Here is a 25,635-nt window from a genome sequence, read left to right as displayed (position 1 = left end):
TTCCTGGGAAATAGTGTCGAGGTGAATAGCACCCGTACAGAGGTTGTTTTGAGCGTTTAGGGAGCCGGTAAAAATGGTGAGAAGGATAACGAAGTATCGCATACGGATAAAAGTTGCGTGAGGGGCGACACAGGTTAGTGATATGAAAATTATACTCTAAAATACGAAAAAATGGAGAACCCCTTTCAGATCTTCTTTACAATCACCGAGGCATTATGCCCGCCAAAGCCAAAGGTATTGGAAAGGGCAGCGCGTACGGTGCGTTTCTGTGCTTTGTTGAAGGTAAGATTCAGCCCCGGATCTATTTCCGGATCATCGGTGAAATGGTTGATGGTGGGAGGAACAATATCCTTTGTAACTGCCATCACGCAGGCAATGGTTTCAATGGCACCGGCTGCGCCCAGGAGGTGACCGGTCATGGATTTTGTGGAACTGATATTAAGCTTATAGGCATGCTCTCCGAATACACCGAGAATCGCTTTGGATTCGGCCACATCTCCGAGCGGAGTGGATGTGCCGTGCACATTGATATAGTCAATGTCAGAAGATGAAAGACCGGCATCCTCCAGTGCATTCTTCATTACGTTGAGTGCACCCAATCCTTCCGGATGTGGAGCGGTAATATGATGTGCGTCCGCTGTCATTCCTCCGCCAGCTATTTCCGCATAAATCTTTGCACCGCGCTTTTTAGCGTGCTCATATTCTTCCAGGATCAGGCATCCGGCTCCCTCTCCCAGTACAAATCCGTCGCGGTCTTTATCGAAAGGGCGGGAGGCGGTTTCGGGTGAATCATTCCGGGTAGACAGCGCCTGCAGGGCATTGAACCCCCCCAGCCCGGATTCCACCACTGCTGCTTCTGAACCACCTGCAACAATAATATCAGCTTTATTCCAGCGAATGTAGTTGAAGGCGTCAATCAGGGCATGGGTGGAAGAAGCGCAGGCCGAAACAGTGGTATAATTGATACCCCGCATTCCATAAATAATAGAAATATGACCGGAGCAGATGTCTCCAATCATTTTTGGAATAAAAAAAGGATTGAACCTCGGCGTACCGTCTCCTTTGGCAAAACCAAAGGCTTCCTGCTGAAATGTTTCGATTCCCCCGATACCGGAACCCCAGATAACCCCTGTTCGGTCGGGGTCAAATTTATTTTCTCCCAGCAAACCGGCATCCGTCATCGCTTCCTTCGCAGCAACGAGACCATAATGAGTAAAGGGATCCAGTTTCCTTCCTTCCTTGCGTTCAAAGTGATCCTCCACTTTGAATCCCTTGATCTCACAGGCAAAACGGGTTTTGAATTTTTCCGCGTTAAATCGTGTAACCAGCGCAGCTCCGCTCTTACCCTCCTCCAGGCTCTTCCAGTACTCCAGTACTGTGTTACCTATCGGGGTTAAGGCACCCAGGCCGGTGATGACAACCCGTCTCAAAGTAAATGGCGGTAAAAAAGTGAAACTTATTTCGCGTTCGCTTGGATGTAAGCGATGGCTTCGCCCACCGTGCTGATCTTCTCAGCCTGATCATCCGGGATGGCGATGTTGAATTCCTTTTCGAATTCCATGATCAGTTCAACAGTATCCAGTGAATCGGCGCCCAGATCATTTGTAAAGCTTGCCGCAGGGGTTACTTCCTTCTCGTCAACTCCTAACTTATCAACGATAATGGCCTTAACTCTGGTTGCGATGTCTGACATTTTATTTGATTTTTAGGTTAATAGGGTGCAAAGATAAAGTAATTAGCATAATGAAGAAACGAAGGTCAATATACCTCTTTTATAGTCTGATTATCAGATAATTACAGCTATTCCTCATAGTCCGGATTATATAAATCCCCGAATAAATCTCCCCCGAAATATCTTCCCGCGGAGCGCTCCCGTTCGAATAAAACTGCCTGCTTTCGCAATTCCTTTCCGCTTTCCTCATCATCATTCTGATATTCAATTCCATAGAGGCTCGCGGTGAGAAGCTTTGACAAGGGCAGTCCGGTACTATCTTTCGCCCCGGTCATAATCCCAAAATACTCCCATTGCAACTCCTTTTTTTCCTTGAATTTAAAAAGGTGCAGGGTTACCGGTCCGAGTTTATTTTTTAGTGGATCTGACGAAACATGGACAAGGCTGTCTTCCGGTTTCATATTCTGGTAATACCATGCAAAGGCCTGCACAAGAAGAGAATCAGATGTTACGACATCCGGGATAAGGTCTGGCCGTTTGATTTTATTCAGCCAGGTGATCATCACGAGCCGGTTGGCCGGAGTATTCCCGAGCTCTTTCCAGACAGAATCCGGCAGTTGTACCTTTTTTTCCACGAGGTGAGAATAGACAGCGATTTTAAGAGCGGCGTTTCGGGTGCGGTGCAAACGATGGTAGAAGTCTTTTACCCCGGCTTCCTGATAATACGGAGCCAGCAGACGTGCATAATCATAGATCAGCCGGTTCCCGTATTGCAGAAACTCGGAGCCTCCGCTTCCATAATTAAAATTTCCCATCCAGGAATACCGCCGGTAGGAATCCACGAAGTCGCCTTTCATTTCCTCTTCTTTGTATAGTTGCCGTTTCAGTTCATCTCTGGCATTGCGCAAAATCTCAGCTTTCGCTCCAAGGATCACCTCTGTACCGATCTTTTTCTTTTCCTGCAGTTCTGCCAGCAGGGAATAGATTTCTTCCTTGTATTCCGGATAACGGGCAAATTCCAGGAGTCCGGGGAAAAGATACCTGGCCACATCCAAATTGCGCCAGGCCTGATAGAAAAGGGAACTGATCAGCCAATTGTCATTCCCGGATACCAGCGGGGTTTCCAGTTTCATCATTTCAATAAAGGCAGTATTTCCTTCTTTTGTTCCGAGCCGGAGCAGGCCTTCGAGCGCGGCGAGCTGAAGGGAAGCGGTATCGCCTGCCTTCAGAAACAGTTCCTTCAGTAAACCAACAGGTTGTGTCTTTTTCATTTTTCCGAGGGCAGAAATCAGATCGGCCCGCTTGCTGATCTCCTGTTTAAAATATTCCGCTGTTTTGAAATAAGCGGAAAGGGCGGTAAAATGTGTATCTGTAAACCTTGCATACACCGTCATCACGGACCGCACGGCCTGGTCGCGGGTAAGTGAATCTTTGGAAAGAAGGTCAGCCAGTAACATACCCGCTTTATCCTCATACGGTGCCTTTCCGAACACGGTATCCGCAGGCTGAAATGAGTTAAGGAATGCCTTTACTCCGGGTGAGAACTGTCCTGCAGAATCCGCTACAGCGGAAATCACCCACATGGTTCCTGCTTTGAGACAAACCCGCCGGTAAAGCGACACCCCGCAGGCGGGGTTGCGGCGATAAAACTCATACCAATGTATTCCGTTACTTTCCCAATTCCGGGCTTTCCACCGCTCATCTTTTTTCGCTTTATCCTTTTCCCCTTTAAATATATATTCATCAAACAAATGCTGCAGTGTATCCTCCGATTCATATTTATGCAAACGTATCCACCGCACGTGCACGCCTTCCCGTGTATGCCTGTCGGCATACGTATTATCACGTGATTCCTCCCGGTGTGATTCATCCGTTCTCTTTTGCTTCGGTTTGTAGTAACCGCCATAGAGGAGGCGGTCGTATGGCGATCCGGAAGGCTCCAATGTGGTGGTTACCGAAAAGAAGAGGGAAGTATCAATAACGGATTTTGTTTGCGACGGCGATGTGCGCGGGGAGAATTGAATCGAGGAAAAATACGCTGCAGGTTCTGTACTGTCTTTCTGATATACGGCAAACAGATAATAGGAAGTTCCGCGTATGTACACCCTTCCTCTTACGTACTTCCCCTCCTTTTTTCCTGCGAAACTGCTGTATTCGTTACCGCTCTGTACCTTAATCCGATGCTCCTCAAATTTGTTTGATTCAAGAAATTCGTACGCGATCACCCGCAGCTCAAAACTGTCGTGTTCGAGGTAATTAAAATCATGGCAAGAGGTGGACATAGCCAGATAGATCCGGCTTCCGTCCGGGTCTGTGCCTACGAGTTTTTCTTCGGTACGGTTTTTCGGACTGTCCGGATCCGGCTGATTCACCCGGAACACATTGGCCGGCATTTTTACCTTAAATCCGCTCTGAGGCGAATTGAAACTGGTCCATCCGATACTGTTTTTCCACCGGATGGAGGTAAAGAAGGTGTTTACTTCCTTTTCACGGCTTATATAGTCGCCGGTACCGGCGCATTTCATCAGTACAACTTCCGTTGGGGTAACGATGATCCTGTATCGCTGGTGGTCGCCGGTTTTGGTTTTGTTGAAAATCTCCATGGCCTCATAACCCTCAGCCGTTTTAAATTTCTCCTTTTTACTGATCTTGCCGGGAATATTCTCAAAGAGCATGGAGTCTATCCGTGCGAGAATACCCGCCGGGAAATTTCCTGTCCAGGCGTTCATGTGAAGCAACCGATAGACGGCATAGTAACTGCCATTGGCCATATCGGAAAAAATATATGACTTGGTCCAGCGTCCGCCGAGCGGGATCAACTTTCCCGGAACCTGAACAGAAAAGGAAGAATCCTCAGGGCTGTTCCACCGGAGTGTAACCGGGTAGCGGATCTTCTCGATCTTATCCTTCATTTTACTGTCGCGTGCTCCTGTAAATACAATGGGTCTCACCTGGTATCCCATTTTTCTCAATAATTCAATCACCCCTAATTCACCAGGCAGATGTGCAGCTCCGATGGCCGAGAAAACCACCTGTTTTTTCATCAGGGAATCCATGTTGCGTGCCATGATCCGGTTGCGTTCATCCAGCATGTATTTCCGGTAATTCTTTCCCGGGTTCATCATGGTGGTTACGGAGTCGAGCATATCCAGATCACCGCGACGGTAGGCATCCTCCATCATTTCATAAAGATTCTCATCCAGGTCTTTCATCATCTTTTTGACCTTCTTAAGCTCTTTCTCGTCCTCTGATTCCTTATCCGGAAGAAAGGCGCGGTCCACCAGTTCTTCGGATTCTTTCAGTCCTTCCAGACTGGCAATCTGTTTACCCAGTTTTCGTCCTGACTGAAAAATAAACAGGTCGAGATAGGTATCCTCCTCAAAATTCTTTGTGTAGGAATTCTGCCGGTACAGTAGCCCATTGATAATCTGCGGATCGCGGGAAAGCAATCCCCGGAATGTATTTGACTTGGGCACATTGATAGAAAACCAATCGTTATATAAACCGCCCGGCCCTGAAACCTCCGGTCCGCGAATACGGTACGGAGAACTCATATCAGGATCATTATAGGCTTCCAGCCAGAGTTCCGGATTGGATTCCAACGCCACAATTCCGGCCGAATTCAAAGCGATAAAAAAAGAATCGCTCAGGTGGAACGCCACTCTTCTGCTCACGTGCATAGTTCCGTATAGGTAAGAGGGTTTGGACATACCGTTACCGGAGATTTCCCAGAGCAAACTGGTGTATTTTGTCTGTGCCAGCAACTGCCCGGCTTGCAGCAGGCCTCCTCCCAACAGAAGAATCAGTAGTTTTTTCATGGATTTGGTTTTTGAACCTGCAGATGTCCGACGGCTTCGCGGGCAAGTTTATGGTCAGGCTTCACCTGAAGGCATTTGGTCCAGGCTTCATACGCCTTCTGAGGATCTTTAAGCGTGTAATGTATTCCGCCGAGGTTATACCACATTTCAGCATCGTCGGGCTTATACTTCAACGCCTTTTCAAGGGGAGGTATTGCCCCGGGCAGATCATTTTCCTTCACCTTCTTCTCGGCCAGTTTCACATAATGGCTTGAAAGAAGCACATCGTATTGTGTTTTGAAGCCGGGGTGATTCGGGAAATAGATTCTGGCCTGGTTCCAGCAATATTCGGCACTGTCAATATTGTTCTGTCTGTGGTGAACCGATCCCAGGTAAAACCAGGCGTTCACGAATCCGGGGTGGATGCTTACGGCTTTGCGAAGATAGGGTTTGGCAAGATCAAGGTATTTTTGCTTTTCGGAAGGGTCCTTCGCAGAGTCAGCCAATACGATATGACAGCGGCCTGCGTTGCCGTTCATCCATGCGGAATTCGGCACCACGTTGACATCGTGTATAAAAAGAGCCGGGTCGTTATACCACTGTTTATTTCTCGGAAGAATAATCAGTGCAGAGGGAACGAGCAATAATAGAATAAGAACAGGCATAAATACCCTTTTCATACCCGAATGTTTTATCCTTTCTGCACCCATAACGCAGAGGATGCTGATAAGGAACAGAAATCCGAAAGAAGAATGATAAATAAGCCGTTCGCCCATGGTGGCGCCCACATTAAACCGGAAGTTGGACACCAGTGCCAGGTGCCCGATGTAAAACAGGATGGGAAAGGCCAGGATGTTTCTGCGAACCAGCAGTACGATTGCTCCTGTTGCAGCGCCCAGGTGCAGAAGCAGTGAGAACAGAGCCATTGGATCGGCAATCGTCCGGTAAGGAAGCGTGTTATATGAGTAATCGGATGACAGAGGATACGGCACCAGCAGCAGGCTGAGGTATTTCCAGAGCACGTACAGCTTGCTTCCCACCTTTTCGGAACCGCTGGCCAGCACATACGGATTATTCAGTAGCTCGGTCTCTTCTTTATCAAGTCCGGTGACAATTCCTGCACGGATGAAAAGAAAAACAGCGGCCACGCCAAAGAAAGGGAGTGATAGTTTCAGGGACTCCATCCATGTACGCTGTCTGAACAGGTAGAACATTACCGGGACTAAAACGACCAGTGTAATCGCCCATTCCTTCGAAAGAAGCGCAAGGAAATATCCGGCAGCGGCCCACGCTCCGGCTTTCCACCTGCCTGTGTCGGCATACCGCAATGCAAGGAGGAGTGTAAGCGTAATGAAGAGAAAAGAAATGATCTCATCGCGGCTTTTGGTATTGGCCACCACTTCAGTATGGATGGGGTGGATAAGGAATAAAAACGCAGCCAGAAAGGCGATATCTGATCCGCCCCGTACATTCACAAGAAGGTATTTACGTAGAAAATAGAGCAGCAGGATCACTGAAAAAACGTAAAGCAGTACATTCACCAGGTGTCTTACAAAGGCATTGTCTCCGAAGAACTCCCACTCGATGGCAAAGGTAGCGATGGATAGCGGACGGTATCTTCCTCCCGGCAACTGGTCCTTCACTCCTAGCGAACGATAAAAACAGTAATAGGAATCGTATTTGAAAATAGAATCCAATCCGCCAAAGCCGTGGCTCACAAAATCATTCAGGGTGATAACGGGTTCGTCGTCGAGTGCGGTTTTATTCTGAATGGAATTGCCATATAGTCCGAACCCTGCCACAGCGATCGTCACCACCTGCAGCCAAAAATTCTTCAGTGGATTCAGCGAAGCATAGGGTGCCGCTTGCGGAATCTTCAGTTCCGGTACCACAGGGGCCGGCGCCGATTTCTTCTTTTTGGCCACTCAGGGAAGAATAAGTTGGAAATCCAGTTTACGTACGAATGTACCGTAGTCAGAATAAAGTCGCTTTTTTAATTTTCCGATATCCAGGTATTTCTGAAAAAGGTCGATCAGCAAGAGGTCGAACACGGAGCTTTCAATAAAGCTCACCTGTGATTTAAAACCGCAAACAGCCAGGGCACCGGTAACTTTAAGAAAGGCTTCCAGCTCTTTCTTGTCGGCTTTTAATGTGCTGCAGCTTCCGAAGTGAATCACTTTGTGTTTGCATTTCCCCTTCAGCATACGACCCAATTCATCGAGGTAAACAAATTTATTTCCCAGTTCAATGCATCCTTTTTCGCCATGGAATGACAGATAGCAGATGGAGTAATGTTCGTACTTCTTTTTTTGCCATTGATTGATGTAATACCGCAGGTTATCCTTGCTGGTTACCGTTTTAAAAATGAAACGTATACCGAAATTCTGCTGTAAAAAGATCAAGGCGGCCTGAACGGAAGATTTATCCCTGAGATCGGGCGACATTTCTCCTTCCAGACAGAATACGTGTTTGGTATATCTTCTTGCGTGGGCCATCAGGGATTATATTTCATTACATGCACTTCCGATTCAGAGTATCCGAACGACCGGCAGAAGTCATATTTAGCGATCAGCTCAGTTGGGAACTCCCTTACAGGAGCAAATCCCAGCCTTGAAAAAAAACCGGGGATCACACATGTGAGATAGATCGCTTCCTGTTTTCCTTCCAGGAGCCGTTTCACCACTTCCGAACCCACGCCCCGGCTGCGCTCCTCCTCCACTACCCCCACGGTGGCCACTTCACGAAACCCGGTATAGGCCCGGAGCCTTCCGAATCCGACGATGCTTGTACCCTTCCTTACAACACAGAAATCGCGGATGCAGAAATTCTGCACATCGAGATCCATGGCCTGTGAAAGGCGAAGTACCTCGTCATGATCGCCGTCGCCGCCCGTTGTAAAAGAATAACTTTTCATGGTCATTTACTGAGCACTCCGTTTTGGTAAGTTTCCTCTCTCACTATTTTTCCGTTCTCATCCCAGTACTTCCATACTCCAGTCATCTGGTCCTTTTCATAGCGTCCTTCAGACTCTTTGTTTCCGTTCTTATAATAAGAAACGCACAGCCCCTGTCGCTGTCCGTTCACAAATTCACAACGCCAGACCTCGATCCCTTCGGCACTCCAATAAACGGTAGCGCCGTTCTCGGCGCCTCTGGAGAAGTTCTTTTCAAAGCCCTTTTTGCCGTCTGAATAGTAATAGGTGTATTTACCTTCCGGAAGATTTTCCGAATAGTATCCTTCGGTCATCACGTTGCCGTTGTCGTAATACTCACGAAAGATCCCGGTTCGCTGACCGTTAACATACATGGTGAGTGTTTTGGTCTTTCCGTTGAGGTGATACAAGAAGAGGGAATCGTGGTACATGCCGTTTAGCATAGTACCCTTCTGCTGTTTCGCACCGTTCGACTGGTAGTAGACAAACGGACCGTGAAGTTGTCCGTTAAGGTAGGTGATTTCCGCACTTTTCAGTCCCTTTTCATAGTAAAAGGTCCATGTGCTGTCTTCTAGTCCGTTTGCTCTTTTGCCTTCCGATTTCTTATTGCCGTTGGGCCAGTACTCCACCTGCCACTGGGCCGGGAGGAGCAGTGGCAGCAAAAAAAACGTCAGCAGTCCATTTTTCACGGGTATTAAAAATACACAAATTAAGGGGGCGGGGCCGGGCCTCCGGCTATTTTAATCTGCCTCATTTTCAGGGGGTTTTGGCACAATTACTGATGTGAATTGGGCTCCCTTTTCTACCTTTACGCACGGATGTCTCTCAAGAAGCTTCTTCAAAACCGTTTTATTGTTCTTCTTCTGTCAATCCTGTGCTTTGTCACCGGGTTCTTCCTCAGTTTCACAGACGACATCAATCATGCGGATACGCTCCGGGAATTTGAAGTTACTCTTCACCGGAAGGAAGCCATCCTGAAGGCCGAGGTAGACAGTCTTTCTGCCTTATCCGAGAACATATCTTACCAGGAACTTTTCCGCAGCTTCGGACGGGGAGCAGAGCTGTTCGGGAAAGAAGGGATTGTGCTGCTCATATACCAAAATGATACGTTAAAATTCTGGTCACACAATTCTGCAGCCGTTGAAAATTACCGGAAGGAAGTGTGCCTTGATGACAGGATTGCTCAGCTTCGGAACGGCTGGTTTGAGGTGTACCGAAAGAATTCGAGCCCCAGGGGAGCGATGCAGGTGGTTGGACTTTTGCTTTTAAAGCGGGAGTATCACTATCAGAACAAATACCTGCAGAACACCTTTCAATCGGATTTTCGTCTGCCGGAAGGAACGCAGGTGATCAGGGGTGACGAGAACAATGCCAATAAAGTTTACTCCTCCATTGAAAGTGAAACACCAAAGTATCTGTGCACCCTGCTCTTTCCCCCAATGGTTACGGGTGATAACTTTCACCTGCACTGGCTGTTGCTGGTTTTGTACCTGGTGGGGATGGTGTGCGTGGTGGCGTATTTGCAGCTGGAATGCTCCGAACTCTCCTTTCGAATCGGAAAGTACTGGTCGGGATTGGTGTTTGTTCTTCTTCTGGTTGCGCTCCGGTGGGCTACGATTTATTTTCAGTTTCCTGGACTGATCTATTCTCTTCCGCTATTCTCAGCTGAATTTTATGGCGATGCTGAATCGTTCTGGCTACCGTCTTTAGGTGATTTCTTCCTGAATGCGCTTCTGATATTTTATATCTGCTATTTTTTGAATAAGTATTACCCGGCCCGCAAACTCCTTTTCACAAGAAATCACCTGCAACTTCAGATTTTTCTCGGCATCGCCCTGCTGATCTTCTATTTTGTATCCCGGTGGCTTAACAATCTTTTTATCGGTCTGATCTTCAATTCCATCATTCCCTTTAACATTAACAACATCTTTGAACTGAATATATACAGCTACATCGCTTTCGCGATACCCGGCCTCATGCTGTTCGCATTTTACTTTGTTGCTGATAAACTGCTTTCGGTGATCCTGCGGTCAGGAGTTCCCATTCTGCGCCTGATCTGGCCATTCAGTATCTCCACTGTTATTTATGTTATCTATTCGCACTGGGTGGGAACACTGGACGAGATACTGTTTCTCTGGCCGGGCGCCCTCCTGCTCGTAATCTTTTATTCCAAGTATAAACTGGGGGGCGGGCTTTCATTTTCCGGTGTGGCGCTGGTGATGCTTATTTTTGGTTTTTATTCCTCGCATGTCTTCCTGCGCTTTTCCCGTTTGAAAGAATACGGAAACCGTAAAAATTATGTGGAAAAGCTCGCCGTAGAACAAGACCCTCTGGCCGAACATTTTTTCAACGAACTCACCGAAAAAATACGCAGAGATACTTCACTGACCTGGGGTTTACATGATCCGGCGGCCTTCCGGAAAACCATGATGGAACGGTATTTCGCCGGGTACTGGGACAAATATGATATCCGGCTATCCGTTTTCGATACCTTATGCTACCCGGTGATTGACGACGGGGCACCCAACCGTGACAATCACGCGTGGCTGGAGGATCAGATCGCCACACATTCAGAAAGTACGGAATGTCCTGATCTCCGTTTTGTGAATAACCCGAAGGGAAAGATCAGTTACCTGTCCCGGCTTCCCCTGTACATTCATTCCAATGAGCGAGACAAATTCGGCGATCTCTACATCGAACTGGAATCCCGTTTTATCTCGGAAGAGATTGGCTTTCCGGAGTTGCTGCTTGAAAAGGAAATCGGGCTCACCCAGAAACTGGCCGACTATTCCTACGCCAAGTACAAGAACGGAGTGATGATCAATTCCTTCGGCAAGTATCCGTACGGCTTCTATTTCGACCGTTCCGATATTGAAGAAGGGGTAAAACATTTCGAAGAAGAAGGCGGACATCACCATTTATATTTCCGGCCGGATACAACTACACTTATTGTGCTGAGCAAAAAACCCGCCGGCACCATGGGATTTGTGACCACGTTCTCTTATCTGTTTACTTATTATAGTATAGTGCTGGTGATCATATTGCTGCTGCGTCAGATGGTTATCGGCTTCAACTTTTCCGAACTGAGCTTTAAATACCGGATTCAGCTCCTGCTGGTATTTACCGTACTTGTTTCGCTGGTATTGTTCGGCGCCGGCACTATCTATTACATCAAACTGCAGTATGAAGAACAGAATATTGAAACCATCTCCGAGAAAACGCAGAGTGTGATGATTGAGGTAGAAAATAAACTGGGGAGTGAAAAGCAGCTCTCCCCGCATTACAGTGAGTACTCCACCTATATTCTTAAGAAATTCGCCAATGTTTTCTTTACAGATATTACCCTCTACGATCTGAACGGCAATATGTACGCTTCCTCCCGCCCGAAAGTGTTTGAAGAAGGACTGGCTTCCCGTAAAATGGATCCCGAGGCATATTACTATATGGCCGGATTGCATCGGAACAATTATATTCATGAAGAGAACATAGGTAACCTGAAATATCTTTCCTCTTACGTTCCCTTCAGGAACAAGGAAGGAAAACTGCTGGCGTACCTGAACCTGCCCTATTTCGCCAAACAAAGCGAACTGGAAAAAGAAATTTCTACCTTTCTGGCAGCCCTGATCAATATTTATGTGTTCCTGTTTGCATTCTCGGTGATCACCGCACTGTTGATGAGCAATTACCTGACCAAGCCGCTGCGCATCATACAGGATAAACTGCGAATGATCCGGCTTGGAACACGTAACGAACCGATTATCTGGAAACAGAAGGATGAGATCGGCAGCCTGGTGAGTGAATACAACCGTATGATCCTGGAATTGCAGAAGAGCGCCGAATTATTGGCACGCAGTGAACGGGAGAGCGCCTGGAGGGAAATGGCCAAGCAGGTGGCGCATGAGATCAAAAATCCGCTAACGCCGATGAAGCTGAGCATACAGCATTTACAGCGGCTCCTCAACGATAATTCTCCGGATATCAAACAAAAGATCCAGCGCTTAAGCCAGACGCTGATCGAACAAATTGAAACCTTAAGTAACATAGCCGGTGAATTCTCCAATTTCGCGAAAATGCCCAAACCCCGTGCAGAGAAACTCGAATTAAGCAGTTTGCTGAGAAATACCGTTTCGTTGTTTAAGAATTCCACGGAGATGAATGTTCAATTCGATTGTGACCTGAAAGAAGCCTGGGTGAACGCGGATAAGGATCAACTTGTACGCGTATTCAACAATCTGATCAAGAACGGTATGCAGGCAATCCCGGAGGGAAGGGAAGGAAAGATCAAAGTAAGCCTGCTTCGTGCAGGAAATTTCTTCCTGGTGAAAGTGGAGGACAATGGAAGCGGAATCAGCGCAGAGGTACTGGACAAGATCTTTGTGCCCAATTTTACAACAAAAAGTACCGGTATGGGATTGGGACTGGCTATGGTGAAGAACATCATCGAAAGCATGGAAGGCACCATCACTTTTGTAACAAAACCCGGGGAGGGAACCGTGTTCAGTGTGAGTGTGCCCGTGTGGGAGGGGTAACAAATACACTCTCCGTGCAAACCAGTATCTTTGTGTTGTGGATAAACCAATCCGGGTACTTGTTGCCAAAGTAGGTCTCGACGGTCATGACCGCGGTGCCAAAGTAATTGCGAGCTTTCTGCGAGACGCCGGAATGGAGGTGATCTATACCGGCCTGCGCCAAACCCCGGAAATGGTGGTGAACGCGGCCATCCAGGAAGATGTGGCCGTTATCGGCGTAAGCATCCTTTCCGGTGCTCACATGACGGTATTCCCCCGCATCCTGAACCTGCTCAAAGAAAAAAAAGCCGGCGATATCTTACTCACCGGCGGCGGAATTATCCCGGATAAAGACAGGGAAAAACTCTATGAAATGGGCGTAGGAAAACTCTTCCCTCCCGGTACCGATACCCGTATTATCGTAGAATACATCCGGACAGCTACCAAAAAACCGAAATAAGACTGGTTTTTAGTCGATGAATTTTGGTGGTTTGTCGACACTTTTCGCCATTTCGTCTTTACTATTTTCACTATTATGATTATGCTCATATTGTTTTATGATGCAGAGCATACTTTTCATACTTTCATGGCTTCAATGAACCAAGCATGAAAAAACTCTTACTTCTTTCGACGATCTCCCTTTCAGGATTCATTGCCGGGGCACAATGTACCACCAGCAATGCCACCACTTGCCAGTGCGCCAGTCAAAGTCAAACCAACTGCGACCTACTTCCGGATATTACCGTAAGCTGGTACGCACTAGAAAACTACAAACAGGGGCCCAACGAATACCCTCAGGTGTGCGTTCCCGCCTGCAATGGGAATGACGGCCGTTTACGCATCACAGCCTCAACACCAAACATCGGATTCGGACCGCTCACTGTTATGGGTTCCTCCGTTTTTGTTTGCGGCACTGATACATTTACTTCCAACCCCGGCACCTGCCCGGATGGCTCCACGCCCCGTCAGTTGATCATGCAAAGGGTATATCATAAAAATGGCAATACCATGACCTATTGGGACCGCGGCGCAGGAGCCATGACCTACCATCAGAGTCACGGACATAATCATGTGGACGACTGGGGGATCTTCACGCTGCGCATCAACAATGGTGATCCCAATTGCCTGAACTGGCCTATTGTTGCCACCGGAGCGAAACTTGGTTTTTGCCTTATGGATTACTACCAGTGCAGCAACACCTCTGCCAATCACCATTGCAAGGATGTGAATACCGTTTACAACCAGGGAACTACTTTATACAATGGCAGTTTCCCGAACTTTGGTTTGGGCGGCGGTTCTTACAACTGCTCACCGGTAATGCAGGGCATTTCTTCCGGATATACCGATGTGTACGACGAGGACCTGGATCTGATGTGGATCAATCTTCCTCCCGGACTTTGTAACGGTTTGTATTACATCGTTCTGGAAGTAGATCCCAACAATAATTTCCTCGAATCCGACGAAACCAATAACTACACGTATATCCCCTTCACGCTCACGCAACAGAACGCACCCGGAAATCCGGTGGCATCCATCACAAAAAATCTTCCTTCGCTGAATTATTGCCAGAATAACAGTATCACACTCACAGCGAATGCGGCTATAAATTATTTATGGAATACCGGCGCAACCACTCAGAGCATTACGGTGAGCAATCCGGGAAACTATTCAGTTACCATGACAAATCATTGCGGAACGGCATCTGCCTCTGTAACAGTAACACAATGGGCGGCACCCGGTGCTCCGGTAGCTTCAGACGATACGATATGCGGGCCGTCCGGTGTGGCTACACTCACCGCCACAGGTACCGGAACGCTGGTGTGGAAAGATCAAAACCAGAATATAGTAGGTCTTGGAAACACATTTACTACTCCCCTTATTTCCTCTACAACTGCTTACACTGTGGAAAGCCAGCTGAATTACACAGACACATCATCGGTTGGTTCCCCGGATAACACGTATGGTGTGGGAGCCTACTCCACATCGAGCGGATACCTTACTTTCTCCGTTCTCGATAACATGAAACTTATTTCGGTGCGCATTCTGGCCCAGTCAGCGGGAACCAGAACCATCGAGCTTCGCGACAGCCTTGGCGCTCTTATGCAGACCCTGAACGCTGCCCTGGTTACCGGATGGAATACGGTAGCCTTGAACTGGAACATCGCACCCGGCAATGCCTATCGTTTGGTAGGCGCCGGCGGTGTTTCCTGTTACCGGAATAACAATAACGCCACGAATTTCCCTTATGTTCTCAACGGCGTGGTAAGCATTAATGGATCCTCTTCGGGGCCTGCTTATTATTATTATTTCTACGACTGGAAAGTGGAGACCACCAACCGTTACTGCAGCAGCACGCCGGTGAATGTAACTGCGTTTGTTCAAACCTGTACCTCGATCAGCCCGGAAAAGGACCTTGATCACGCGATCGCCGTGTTTCCAAATCCGTCCGCCGGAATCTTTCACCTGCAACTGGCACTTCCCGGAACGGCAGCGGTAGACTTTGCAGTGTACACCCTCGTTGGTGATTTGGTTCGGTCCGGAAGTCTGCAGCAGGTAACGGGCATGTACCGGGGCACGCTGGACCTGAACACACTTCCCGACGGTGTTTACATGCTGACCATTACCATTGCGGGAAAATCATATTACAGAAAGCTGGTTGTAAATTAAACAGCGATTGAAAAACGTATGTTCGAAATGGCTTCCGCTGCTTTGCTCCGGATGCGCTTTCTTTACCGGTTACTCCCAGGCCTGGAATATCTACTCTACACAAAATTCATCCATCCCTTCCGATATTGTCTGGTGTTTGGCCGTTGACCCCGGCAATAACATGAAATGGGTAGGAACCGATTGGGGACTGGCAGGCTTTGACGGGAGTACATGGACTATCTACACTACCTCTAATTCAGGAATACCGGACAACTCCGTCCGGTCACTTGCCTTCGACAAAAACGGAGATCTCTGGGTGGGATCGTTTATGTCGGGACTTGCCAGATTCGACGGCAGTAACTGGACCGTTTATAATACCTCCAATTCCGGTATACCGGACAATTTTATAAAAGCCATCGCCTTTGACACGGCCGGCTTTCTCTGGGTTGGAACACCCTCCGGATTGGGTAAATACGACTGGAATTCGTGGACGATCTGGGATATTAACAACTCGCCTATCTGGAGTCATCACATTACCTGCATCCACATCGGCAATGACAACATCAAACGCATTGGAACGCTGAACGGAGGCTTGCTCTACTGGAATGACACCCTTTTTACAAAATACAGTTACTGGGACGGCAATTTCCCTGAGAACACGATCAGTTCCATTGACATGGATGCTGCAGGAAAACCCTGGATCGCCATGGCATCTTCGGGGCTCAATGTACATCTGGGCGGACCAGCATGGAACTGGATGAACACTTCCAATTCCCTGATCCCTTCGGATATTCTGAATCACATCCAAATTGACAATGCCCAGAACAAATATCTCTGTTCACAGAATAAAGGTCTCCTTACGTATGTGAACAATGTATGGACGTACTACGACAGTACGAACTCTCCCTTCCCCGATACATGGGCCACCCAGTCTGTTAAAGATACCTTAGGTATCCTATGGATCGGTACCTGGGCGCAGGGACTGGTAAGGCTGGATGAGAGTCAGTTGAATGGAATTGCAGAAGAAGAAGAAACAACAATCCTGATCGGACCCATTCCGGCCGGTAATTTTCTGATGTTAACATTCAATGAGATCTTCACCGGAGAATTAGATATTCTGGATCTTTCCGGAAGAATGATTGAACACCGGAGGCTGTCCGATGTCAAAGGGCAGATTCAGATAGACATTTCCGCACTGCCACCAGGTACCTTCTTCCTATATGGAGCGGAAGATTCAGGCCGAAAAACAATACGAAAACTGGTTAAATACCCACCCTGATAAGATCAGTCTCTTTTTCTTACATTTGAAACGATGTCAAAGAAGAAGAAGAAAGAAAGCGCACCTGCCGAGTCTATAAAACAGATAGCACCGAAGCACAAACAGGATCCCAGCCGAATCCCTCCCACCCTGCTCCGAACGCTCGGTATAATCCTTGCTGCCGCAGCGTTTCTTCTCTATTTTAATACACGGAATCACTTGTACGTGCTGGACGACTTTTCCGTGATCAAGGAAAATACCATGACCAAGAAAGCCGCCGATGATCTGGGCGGTACGCTCAAAGAAATATTCTCCAACGACTACCGGGCACAATTCGACGGTGACAGCCAAAGTTACCTGTACCGTCCGCTTTCCAAGGCCCTGTTTGCCATAGAGTGGAATTTATCGCCCGATAATCCATCCATCCATCACTGGGTAAACATTCTTTGTTACATGCTCACCGGGTTTTTACTCTTTTATGTGCTCTTTAAAGTGATGCGTACAAATGTAGTGATCCCCTTTGCGATCACCTTGTTATACCTGGCCCATCCCATACATACCGAAGTGGTGGCGAACATCAAGAGCCGGGATGAAATGCTGAGTCTGATATTCGCCCTCCTTTCACTGCTGGCCTTCGCCCGCTGGATTGATACGCAGAAAATGCAGCAACTGATCTTTGGAGGCGCCGCCTATTTTTTGAGCATGCTTTCCAAAGAATCCTCCATTACCTACGTGGCGGCCATCCCTCTTACGCTGTGGTTCTTCTCAGGAACCAACATGAAAAAGATTCTGACGGTGGGAGGGGCCCTGGCTGCCTTCACGGTGATTTACCTATTAATCCACCGCTCGGTAATCGGCGATATAGGAGTAGACAACATCCCCGTTGTTGATAATTCCCTGATGGCTACCACAAACTGGGGCGAACAGAAAGCCACAGCCATATGGATTATGGGAAAATATCTGTTGTTGCTCTTATTCCCCCATCCCCTGAGCTGTGATTATTCATTTAATACCATTCCCATTGTAGGAGGGGCCAATAGTGGTGTTATTTTCTCCCTTTTGCTCCACATTGGAATGGTGGTGTACGCCGTTATGAAAATCAAGGAGCGGGATGTGTTTGCCTGGTGCATTCTGTTTTATTTCATCACCATGTCACTGGCCTCGAACATTCTTTATCTGATTGGGACGAATCTGGCCGAACGACTGGTATACGTTCCTTCACTTGCTTTTACCGCTGCCGTGATTCTGATTCTGGCGCGGCTTTTTAAAACAAACCCGGATTCCTCGTATGGTTCATTCGGTGCAATGTTCCGCCAGAACAAGAACCTGCTGCTGGTTACCGGAGGTATCGCCCTGGTTTATGGTTTTAAAACGGTGGACCGTAATAAGGACTGGACCACTGTGACCACCTTATTCGACCAGGATATACAAACCGTTCCCAATTCGGCACACATGCTTTACTACCACGCCAACATGACAACAAACAAGGATTCGCTGGCGCTCAAAACACCGCAGGAGAAGAAGATGATCCAGGAAGAAGCATTGCGTAAACTAAGTAAGGCTATAGAGATCTGGGAACAATTCCCCGATGCGCATAATCAGGTCGGGAAGATATGGTTCGATTTCAAGGATTATCAGAAAGCGGCGGCATCCTACAAACGGGCCGTGGAACTGAACGGAACCAACGCCACCTATCAGAATAATTATGGAACATGCTTGTTCTCTATGGGCCAATACGCTGAAGCAGAAAAATTCTTTAAACGAGCCATTGAACTTAATAAAGTTTATAATGACGCTTTATGTAATCTGGGAAGTGTGTACGGAACTTACGGCGAGGCAGCGATGAAAGCCGGCAAACAACAGGAAGCGGCGGATTACTTCAACAAAGCGATCTATTATTTCCAGGAAACTGCTAAAGTGGACAAAGATTATGAGAATGCATATGTGTTCCTGGTAGCTACTTATAAAAATCTGGGACGAGACGCCGAAGGGGCACCGTATCAGAAAAAATTGAATGAACTAAGGGAGAGGAAGGGGAAAAAGTAGGCAAGTGAAAGAAATGTTGACAATAGATATACATACTCATATTCTTCCGAAGGAAATTCCGAAATGGAAGGAAAAATTCGGGTATGGAGGTTTTATCCATCTGGAACACCATAAACCCTGTTGTGCGCGGATGATGCGCGACGACGGGAAATTTTTCCGTGAAGTGGAGGAGAATTGCTGGGATGTGGAGGCGCGAATGAAAGAGTGTGATCATCACGGAGTGCATATGCAGGTATTGAGCACAGTACCCGTTATGTTTTCCTATTGGGCCAAGGCCAATGACGCGCTGGAGCTATCCAAATTTCTTAATGACCACATTGCGGGAATAGTTCAGAAATATCCGAACCGATTTTACGGGTTAGGGACAGTTCCTATGCAGGACGTAAAATTATCGGTCAGGGAACTGGAGCGTTGTAAAACCATCGGACTTCAAGGCGTTCAGATCGGGAGCAACGTGAATCAAAAAAACCTGGGAGAGCCGGAGTTTTTAGAATTCTTCCAGGCCTGCGAGAAGCTTTCCATGAGTGTATTTGTGCATCCCTGGGAGATGATGGGAGAAGAGCACATGCAAAAATACTGGTTGCCGTGGTTGGTGGGAATGCCTGCAGAAACATCCCGCGCGATCTGTTCGATGATCTTTTCCGGAGTATTTGAGAAAGTAAAAGGACTGAGGGTAGCCTTTGCACATGGTGGCGGATCATTTCCGGCCACGGTGGGAAGGATACAGCACGGGTATGACTGCCGGCCTGATCTTGTAGCTATAGACAATACTGTTCCTCCAATGGAATATCTGGGAAAGTTCTGGCTCGACAGTTTGGTACATGATGGAGCCATGCTGGATCTGCTCATCAACAAATTTGGTCCGGAAAAAGTAGCGTTGGGGAGTGATTATCCTTTCCCATTGGGAGAAAATCATCCCGGGGAACTTATCCGGAGTATGAAATACGACACCGGGACAACAGAAATGCTTTTATCCGGAGCAGCGCTGGGATGGTTGGGAAGGAAATGAAGAAATGGGCGGTAGGCTTGAACCTATCTCAGTAGAATCAGTTTTTCTGTCAAACAAAAAGAGCTTCCTGAATACACCTTGAGAAAATACACTCCGTTGGGAAGATCTTTAATATTAAAATCATGATTGTCTCTCTGGCCGGAAATTTGAAAAGATTTCAATTCTTTTCCCGTTGATGCATCACAGATAAGCATATGGTAATTATCATTTTTCAGGAAAGCCGGGGTTGAGAAATGAAATTCTCCGTAAGAAGGATTTGGCCATAAAAAGGGTTCATGGTCAGATAATTCATCCATTATACCCGTGGCGGGAGAAACATCCACATGGATTATCCAATGAGATGGCCCTTGTATCCAGCAATCGCTCCAGGGATATGCGGAAAGCCAACCGTTATAATAAATATCTACTGTGTAGGATCCGGCTAAATTCCACATCACTTGGTAACAAAGGGGAGTCTCCGTTGGAAAAGAATCCCAAATTGGATTAGGGTAGTTGGAACTCCCATTGAATTCCCAGCGCATCCAGTAGGCTGTGTCAGAGTTCAGGGTAATGCTAGAGACCGTGCAGAATTCAACGGTGTCCCCAGCTACAATGTAAACGTTATCGCATGTTCTGGGAACGCAGCTAAACTGCTGGTTCTGGATGTTACATGTTGTTCCGTTTATGGAAATGATCGGCTTCACCCCTGAAAAATCCAACGTGGCCTTGTTTTGGCCATCAGAAGACAACCAGGAAAGAATCACCAGCAACAAAATAATGTATGGTTTCATTTGACCAATCCTTTATCGTACGATGGTGAGATTCCCTTTTTCAAATAATTCCTTTCCGGCCAGGATTCCTTTCAGGTAAAAGCAATACACCCCGGAACTGAGTTCCATTCCATTATACGATCCGTCCCAGGCGAAGTTAGGATCGGTTGTTCTGAAAACCTCATTCCCCCAGCGGTCATATAAGGCAAGGTCCATGCTCTCCGGCTTTGCTCCGGGCAAACGCCAAACATCATTATAGCCGTCTCCGTTAGGAGAGATGGCTGTGGGGATGAAAAATTCAGGCTCTGTGTCCTCGCAATTATTCACGTCACAACACGTGACCGATACATCATCAATGTAATAATAAGACCAGATTCCGGGGAATGGATAAACAGAATCAATTTGAGTAAGGGAATCCGGGTAAAAGTTGCCAATAGTTAAATATTTTTCACCTCCGGAAGCTAAGAATAGGCCGGAAACAAGAACCCAGTTTGTGGTATCAGAAATCGTGTTCCCCTGCGGATTCTCAACTTGTGGTTGATAGGGAAGTACATATAGGTCATTTGAATAAACGCTATCGACCGAAAGGTAAGCCCCAATCCTATCCAATGCATGTATAGATCTCCCAGCCAAGGAAACCCAAAACTCAATACAGTACCTCCTGCCTGCTTTCAGCGGTTCAGTCAATTTTACCTCAATATATTCTCTACCATTTGGTGTAGTATAATAAAATCCACAACCTGAATACGCTACCCCCATTCGTGCATTCTGGCAGCCTGTCCAGTTGCAAGGTACGCCTGCCGTGCCTGTTAAGCTGTTGTTGCATTGATGGTAATAATCCGGAGAGTTTGCAGTAGGGTTGAACCAGAACAGTGGTTCAGTATAAAGACCCGGCCCCCCAGCTGGGCAGGTGGAATAACTTTCAAAAGAGGCATTCGGAACCAAATTACTCTGAGCTAAAACTGTGTTCGTCAGGTAAATAAAAAATAGATTACGGGCGATCCACCTCATACTTTACTTCATTACTGTAAACTTTCCCGAAAACTTCAATTCAGGTCCTTCCCTTAAATGATAAAAGTAGATTCCGTCTATTAGGAAAGTAATATCAATGTGAGTGATAGAATTGTCTCCTATTGGAATCTTCATAACTTGCATCCCCGTCGAATTAAAAATTTCCATTAAACAATTAGTATTAGTGTCGGTAACTCCGCTTAATAGAAACAACGAATTTGTAGCTGGGTTGGGATAAACAAATACATTCCTGCTTTCAAATACTTGGTTTGTCCAATTCTCCCGGTTCGGGCTAAATGAAGCCGAATCATCGAAGTTAATGCCCAGCATGGTACGTGCATCATATACCGCCCTTCCGGCATAGTGTGGGTTTAATGAAGCAATATCATTTAAAATTGAATCCTGCGTCGGATTAAATTCAAAACTTTCAATCGCAAATGTTTGCAGGTAGATCTCGTTTACTGCCTTCTGATGATTCTCATGCGCATAAATAGAAATAACAGAAGTATTCTCAACCTCTGCCATAATGAAGTTTCCGTTAACCAGATGTCTTTTTACTTTCTGTTGTTTACCAAGAGACCCATTCAAGTTGGAGTTATAAAAATTTTGCAGGATTATATCCGAAGGCTGATTCTGATACATTAGGGAGCTGTCCTTCATTAAATCCCGCCAAACCATTTGCAGAGACGAATACTTACTGTCTATTGAAATCTGATTATACGGAATGCTATCTGCTACAATACGGGCGAGGGAAGCTGACTTGCAGGTAGGGCAAGGACCGGAAAAGGAGCAGTTATAAGTGCCGGAGGTTATAAACGGTCCGCCGGTTGAAAACGATCCAAGAAGCGAAGGCAAAGGATTAAAATCAGAGGCTGTGAAAGGAGACTGGGGATTGGTACGGTAATACCAGTTGGGAGCTACTATTGGAGGGATAAAAGTATTGTCATTTATACCAATAATGCCTCTCCAGGTATTGTCGCTGGGTTGGCCGGGTACTCCTTGTTGGCCAATGTCAGACTGCTCCTGCATAATCCCTAGATAGCAATTCAGCATGTCATTGCAGCCAATAGCTGACAATGGCATGGCTCCCAGGCAGCGAATGCCGGTGCCCATTTTTACAAGATGATTGTTCGTAATAATGATACCCGGACTAATTTCAGCCGAAATACCCATCAGCTTAGTTTGAAGCGGAGCATTTACAGGATTTCCCTTGCTTATAATATTGTTGTCAATCTTTCCGGCTGTATTCTGTGCCCGGATCCCATAATAAGTGCCCGGCCATGTAAGTGCGTTCAGAAATGTGATATTATTGCCGGCAATGGTAGTATAACCGGTGCTAACCGTATTGATTCCGGTCTGGCATTGGTCAATGGTGTTATTCAAGATATTCAACTGACCTGAGGGAAGGGCAAAGAAATCCATACTCATACATGTAATGGCGGTTCCTTTATTTGGGTTGCCCGTGTTTTGAAGAAAATTTCCGCTTATGTTAATAACCCCGCTGGTAGTAAGGGAGGATTTTATGCCGAACTTGAAGCGGCTAAAGCGATTGTTAATTATAGATATACTTTGCTGAGGGCAATTAAATATTTCAATCCCTGTTCCCGCCTGTACGGTTCCCAAATGGAGTGACATGGAGTTTCCATCAATCACCACGTCCATGAAATCTTTACAGACTACACCAAAAGAACAATTATTAAAAAGATTTCTATTGAATGCTGTTGAATTCTCGATCACGGCCAAATGACTTTCGTTTTTAAAGCCCTGGGCGCAGATGGCGGTACCCAGCTTACATAACCCCTGAGATGGAGGTCCGGGTTGTGTGATGTTTGTAAAGCGATTATTAAATGTATTTAAGCCACTACGGTAGGCCCTGATCCCAAAGTCTAAGGTATTGAATCTATTCTGAAGTGAAATGGAGGACCCGTCACCCAGGGTAATCATAAATACACGATTCAATTCAATACCAACCTCCGATCTTAAACCGTTCAGTGGTGCAAGCATTGTATTACCCGGACTAAGTACAAACGGATTGGTTCCAGGAACACAGCTGAAAACGGATTTTACAACTTTTCCGGAATGCGGCAGGTTCGGATGGTTGAATACATCTATGGCCTTGTTGTTTTTATTGAACGTAGTTCCCGAAATATCAAAAACGCCACCCTGATCTGAAACCACCGCTCTGCCCGCATCTTCGATCCAGGATCCAAGAACTACTAATTTGGCCGTTGCATCTGGTATAAAAATATAATCCCACATATAACAGCAACCGGCCTCAAATTCGCAATCGTTTAATACAAGGGTAATCCCGGGATTAATAATGACTTTTGCCCCGGGTCCCATGTAAAAATGACAATTTGTGATTGTTGTGTTCTGGTTTACGATCAGCGTTCCGTTTATCCTGATATTCACGCCGGCAACAAAAGGAGACATATTCTGAGCACTCACCGTGTTGTTAATATTGGTGATGAAATATGCAAAAGTAAGTGCAGGGGAGTTATTTACACATATGCTAAAAACTGTTTGGTTAGGATCACAACAACTGAAAATCAAATAATGAGTTGTATCACTACATCCCGTGGAAGGGTCAGTTGTAGTGACAACTATTGTATTCCCAACTGTCGCACTCAGCCAGATAATATCTACTGAGGTACCTGTATTTCCAATCGGGAATGTTCCACCTGCAGGAATTAAAAGAGACCAGGAATACTGATAACCCGGTATTGGGTTTGATATTGAATAATTGAGTGGGACACCAACATCACAGGTGTTGTTCGGACCTGTGATCGTCGGGGCCTGAGGCAAAGAATTAACTGTAATAGCAGAAGAAAAGGTGCTGGTATTTCCACAAATATCTGTAATCGTCAAAGTGACCTGGTAGATTCCTGAAGTGATGTACGTATGAGATGGCGAAGATCCGGTTCCGGTAGAATTATCTCCAAAATCCCAATTCCAGGAAACAATGTCTTGAGGACAAGTGCTCTGATCAATAAATGTAGCTACTTGACCGACGCAAACGGAACTCGAAATAAATGCTGCCTGTGGAGTTGGTATCGAAATGGTTGTCGTAGCAGTACCATCCCCGCAAAGAGTAGCCGAAATAGAAAGTGTCACGGTATACGTACCTGGACAGTTGTAGACATGGCAAGCAGGGTTAGGAATAGGGCTAGGAGAATTAATCAATTGATTCCCATCTCCAAAGTCCAGAATAATGCTTGCCCCTGAGGTGTTGGTACAGGCATCAAAGGAATACTGGAAACATGCCTGAGAACTTGGACATGTTGGCGTTGAAACCACCTGCACAGTTGGCAGAGGCACATCATAAACCTGAACTGTGCAGGCTTGACAATTGAGAAAATTGGGAAGCAAAGTATTTGCATCTACTTCACATACAGTGGCATAATAAGTTCCACACTGATTGTAGGCTACAGTTTGTGTGCACGAACCTAAAGGAATGGTAATTAGGTTATTATTCGGATCAAGAATTTGCCAATAGTAAAGTGTGAAACAATTATTAGAAGGACACGCGTCATATGTGACAACGGACCCGGCACAGATTACCGCCGGACATGAAAGCTGCAGAATGCAAGTCACTTCCGGTTCTGGAATCCCTACGCATATTTTATAGTCGGGGCTTCCCACCCCACATCCTAACCCACAACCCGGAACATTTGACAACACCTGCACCAAATACATATTGCCGGGAATGAAAATATTGGTGTCGATCTGAAGTATACTATCCAAAGGATTGGATAATGCATCTGCGGAAATGAAAACTTCTGTCCCGCATGGTCCGGCATACAGGTTCATGATGTGCGCGTGTCCATCCGTGCTGTCTGCTGAATTCAAAATGCTAATGCTAAGAGAAGAACTATCCGCAATAAAACTGAACCACTGTTCCCCGCTGCTGCTCCATACAGAATCTTTACATACCGGTGCATTGCCCAGAATAAACCCACCGCTGCAAGATGGGGCTGTATTTGCTTTTGAATAAAGAGAGGAAAACA

At 46.6% G+C, this 25,635-nt stretch carries 16 protein-coding genes; 6 read left to right on the top strand and 10 right to left on the bottom strand.

All coding sequences use genetic code 11. From position 1 onward, the window contains the following. Nucleotides 1-185: 185 nt before the first annotated feature. From fabF to IT233_07415, 7 genes are all read right to left on the bottom strand, one after another. Nucleotides 186-1,430 (bottom strand): beta-ketoacyl-ACP synthase II, encoded by a 1,245-nt coding sequence (gene fabF / locus IT233_07445; GenBank protein MCC7302458.1) that lies wholly within the window; start codon nucleotides 1,428-1,430, stop codon nucleotides 186-188. 26 nt (nucleotides 1,431-1,456) lie between these two features. Further along, a complete protein-coding gene (locus tag IT233_07440; GenBank protein MCC7302457.1) occupies nucleotides 1,457-1,693 on the bottom strand; it encodes an acyl carrier protein in 237 nt (78 codons plus the stop codon). Between the two features lie 107 nt (nucleotides 1,694-1,800). Beyond that, the gene (locus IT233_07435; GenBank protein MCC7302456.1) at nucleotides 1,801-5,490 is read right to left on the bottom strand and encodes a TraB/GumN family protein; all 3,690 of its coding nucleotides are present in this window, start codon (nucleotides 5,488-5,490) and stop codon (nucleotides 1,801-1,803) included. Next, a complete protein-coding gene (locus tag IT233_07430) occupies nucleotides 5,487-7,394 on the bottom strand; it encodes a tetratricopeptide repeat protein (GenBank protein MCC7302455.1) in 1,908 nt (635 codons plus the stop codon). Before IT233_07430 ends, IT233_07435 begins: the two co-directional genes overlap by 4 nt. After that, nucleotides 7,395-7,964 (bottom strand): hypothetical protein, encoded by a 570-nt coding sequence (locus IT233_07425; GenBank protein ID MCC7302454.1) that lies wholly within the window; start codon nucleotides 7,962-7,964, stop codon nucleotides 7,395-7,397. Next, entirely contained in the window at nucleotides 7,964-8,383 is a 420-nt protein-coding gene (locus tag IT233_07420) for a GNAT family N-acetyltransferase (protein ID MCC7302453.1), read from the bottom strand. Before IT233_07420 ends, IT233_07425 begins: the two co-directional genes overlap by 1 nt. 2 nt (nucleotides 8,384-8,385) lie before the next feature. Continuing rightward, entirely contained in the window at nucleotides 8,386-9,090 is a 705-nt protein-coding gene (locus IT233_07415) for a toxin-antitoxin system YwqK family antitoxin (GenBank protein MCC7302452.1), read from the bottom strand. Between the two features lie 129 nt (nucleotides 9,091-9,219). On the opposite strand from IT233_07415, the gene IT233_07410 reads away from it, so the two are divergent. The 6 genes from IT233_07410 to IT233_07385 all read left to right on the top strand — a co-directional run bounded on the left by IT233_07410 (nucleotide 9,220) and on the right by IT233_07385 (nucleotide 19,868). Further along, nucleotides 9,220-12,930, top strand: coding sequence for a GHKL domain-containing protein (locus IT233_07410; GenBank protein MCC7302451.1), 3,711 nt, complete (start codon nucleotides 9,220-9,222; stop codon nucleotides 12,928-12,930). Between the two features lie 37 nt (nucleotides 12,931-12,967). Next, entirely contained in the window at nucleotides 12,968-13,369 is a 402-nt protein-coding gene (locus IT233_07405) for a cobalamin B12-binding domain-containing protein (protein ID MCC7302450.1), read from the top strand. A 146-nt stretch (nucleotides 13,370-13,515) separates the two neighbouring features. Beyond that, entirely contained in the window at nucleotides 13,516-15,576 is a 2,061-nt protein-coding gene (locus IT233_07400) for a T9SS type A sorting domain-containing protein (GenBank protein ID MCC7302449.1), read from the top strand. A 7-nt stretch (nucleotides 15,577-15,583) separates the two neighbouring features. Continuing rightward, entirely contained in the window at nucleotides 15,584-16,834 is a 1,251-nt protein-coding gene (locus IT233_07395; protein ID MCC7302448.1) for a hypothetical protein, read from the top strand. Between the two features lie 33 nt (nucleotides 16,835-16,867). Then, on the top strand, nucleotides 16,868-18,859 hold the full coding sequence (locus tag IT233_07390) for a tetratricopeptide repeat protein (GenBank protein ID MCC7302447.1): 1,992 nt from the start codon (nucleotides 16,868-16,870) through the stop codon (nucleotides 18,857-18,859). 16 nt (nucleotides 18,860-18,875) lie between these two features. Then, nucleotides 18,876-19,868 carry an amidohydrolase gene (locus IT233_07385; protein ID MCC7302446.1) on the top strand — a complete coding sequence of 331 codons (993 nt, stop codon included), beginning with the start codon at nucleotides 18,876-18,878 and terminating at the stop codon, nucleotides 19,866-19,868. Nucleotides 19,869-19,891: 23 nt separating this feature from the next. On the opposite strand, the gene IT233_07380 is transcribed toward IT233_07385, so the two are convergent. The 3 genes from IT233_07380 to IT233_07370 all read right to left on the bottom strand — a co-directional run. Beyond that, nucleotides 19,892-20,638, bottom strand: a complete 747-nt coding sequence (locus tag IT233_07380; GenBank protein ID MCC7302445.1) for a T9SS type A sorting domain-containing protein — start codon at nucleotides 20,636-20,638, stop codon at nucleotides 19,892-19,894. 12 nt (nucleotides 20,639-20,650) lie between these two features. After that, entirely contained in the window at nucleotides 20,651-21,628 is a 978-nt protein-coding gene (locus IT233_07375) for a gliding motility-associated C-terminal domain-containing protein (GenBank protein MCC7302444.1), read from the bottom strand. Nucleotides 21,629-21,631: 3 nt separating this feature from the next. Continuing rightward, the coding region (locus IT233_07370; GenBank protein MCC7302443.1) for a PKD domain-containing protein at nucleotides 21,632-25,635 on the bottom strand (4,004 nt) is incomplete at its 5' end.

This window comes from Bacteroidia bacterium (assembly GCA_020852255.1).
GTDB lineage: Bacteria > Bacteroidota > Bacteroidia > JADZBD01 > JADZBD01 > JADZBD01.
This window is presented reverse-complemented; position numbering and strand designations above follow the sequence as displayed.

Coding starts and splice junctions, on each gene's coding strand:
- IT233_07440 (MCC7302457.1), bottom strand. CDS start 1,693: ATGTCAGACATCGCAACCAGAGTTAAGGCCATTATCGTTGATAAGTTA.
- IT233_07390 (MCC7302447.1), top strand. CDS start 16,868: ATGTCAAAGAAGAAGAAGAAAGAAAGCGCACCTGCCGAGTCTATAAAA.
- IT233_07380 (MCC7302445.1), bottom strand. CDS start 20,638: ATGAAACCATACATTATTTTGTTGCTGGTGATTCTTTCCTGGTTGTCT.
- IT233_07400 (MCC7302449.1), top strand. CDS start 13,516: ATGAAAAAACTCTTACTTCTTTCGACGATCTCCCTTTCAGGATTCATT.
- IT233_07425 (MCC7302454.1), bottom strand. CDS start 7,964: ATGGCCCACGCAAGAAGATATACCAAACACGTATTCTGTCTGGAAGGA.
- IT233_07410 (MCC7302451.1), top strand. CDS start 9,220: ATGTCTCTCAAGAAGCTTCTTCAAAACCGTTTTATTGTTCTTCTTCTG.
- IT233_07435 (MCC7302456.1), bottom strand. CDS start 5,490: ATGAAAAAACTACTGATTCTTCTGTTGGGAGGAGGCCTGCTGCAAGCC.
- IT233_07375 (MCC7302444.1), bottom strand. CDS start 21,628: ATGAGGTGGATCGCCCGTAATCTATTTTTTATTTACCTGACGAACACA.
- IT233_07420 (MCC7302453.1), bottom strand. CDS start 8,383: ATGAAAAGTTATTCTTTTACAACGGGCGGCGACGGCGATCATGACGAG.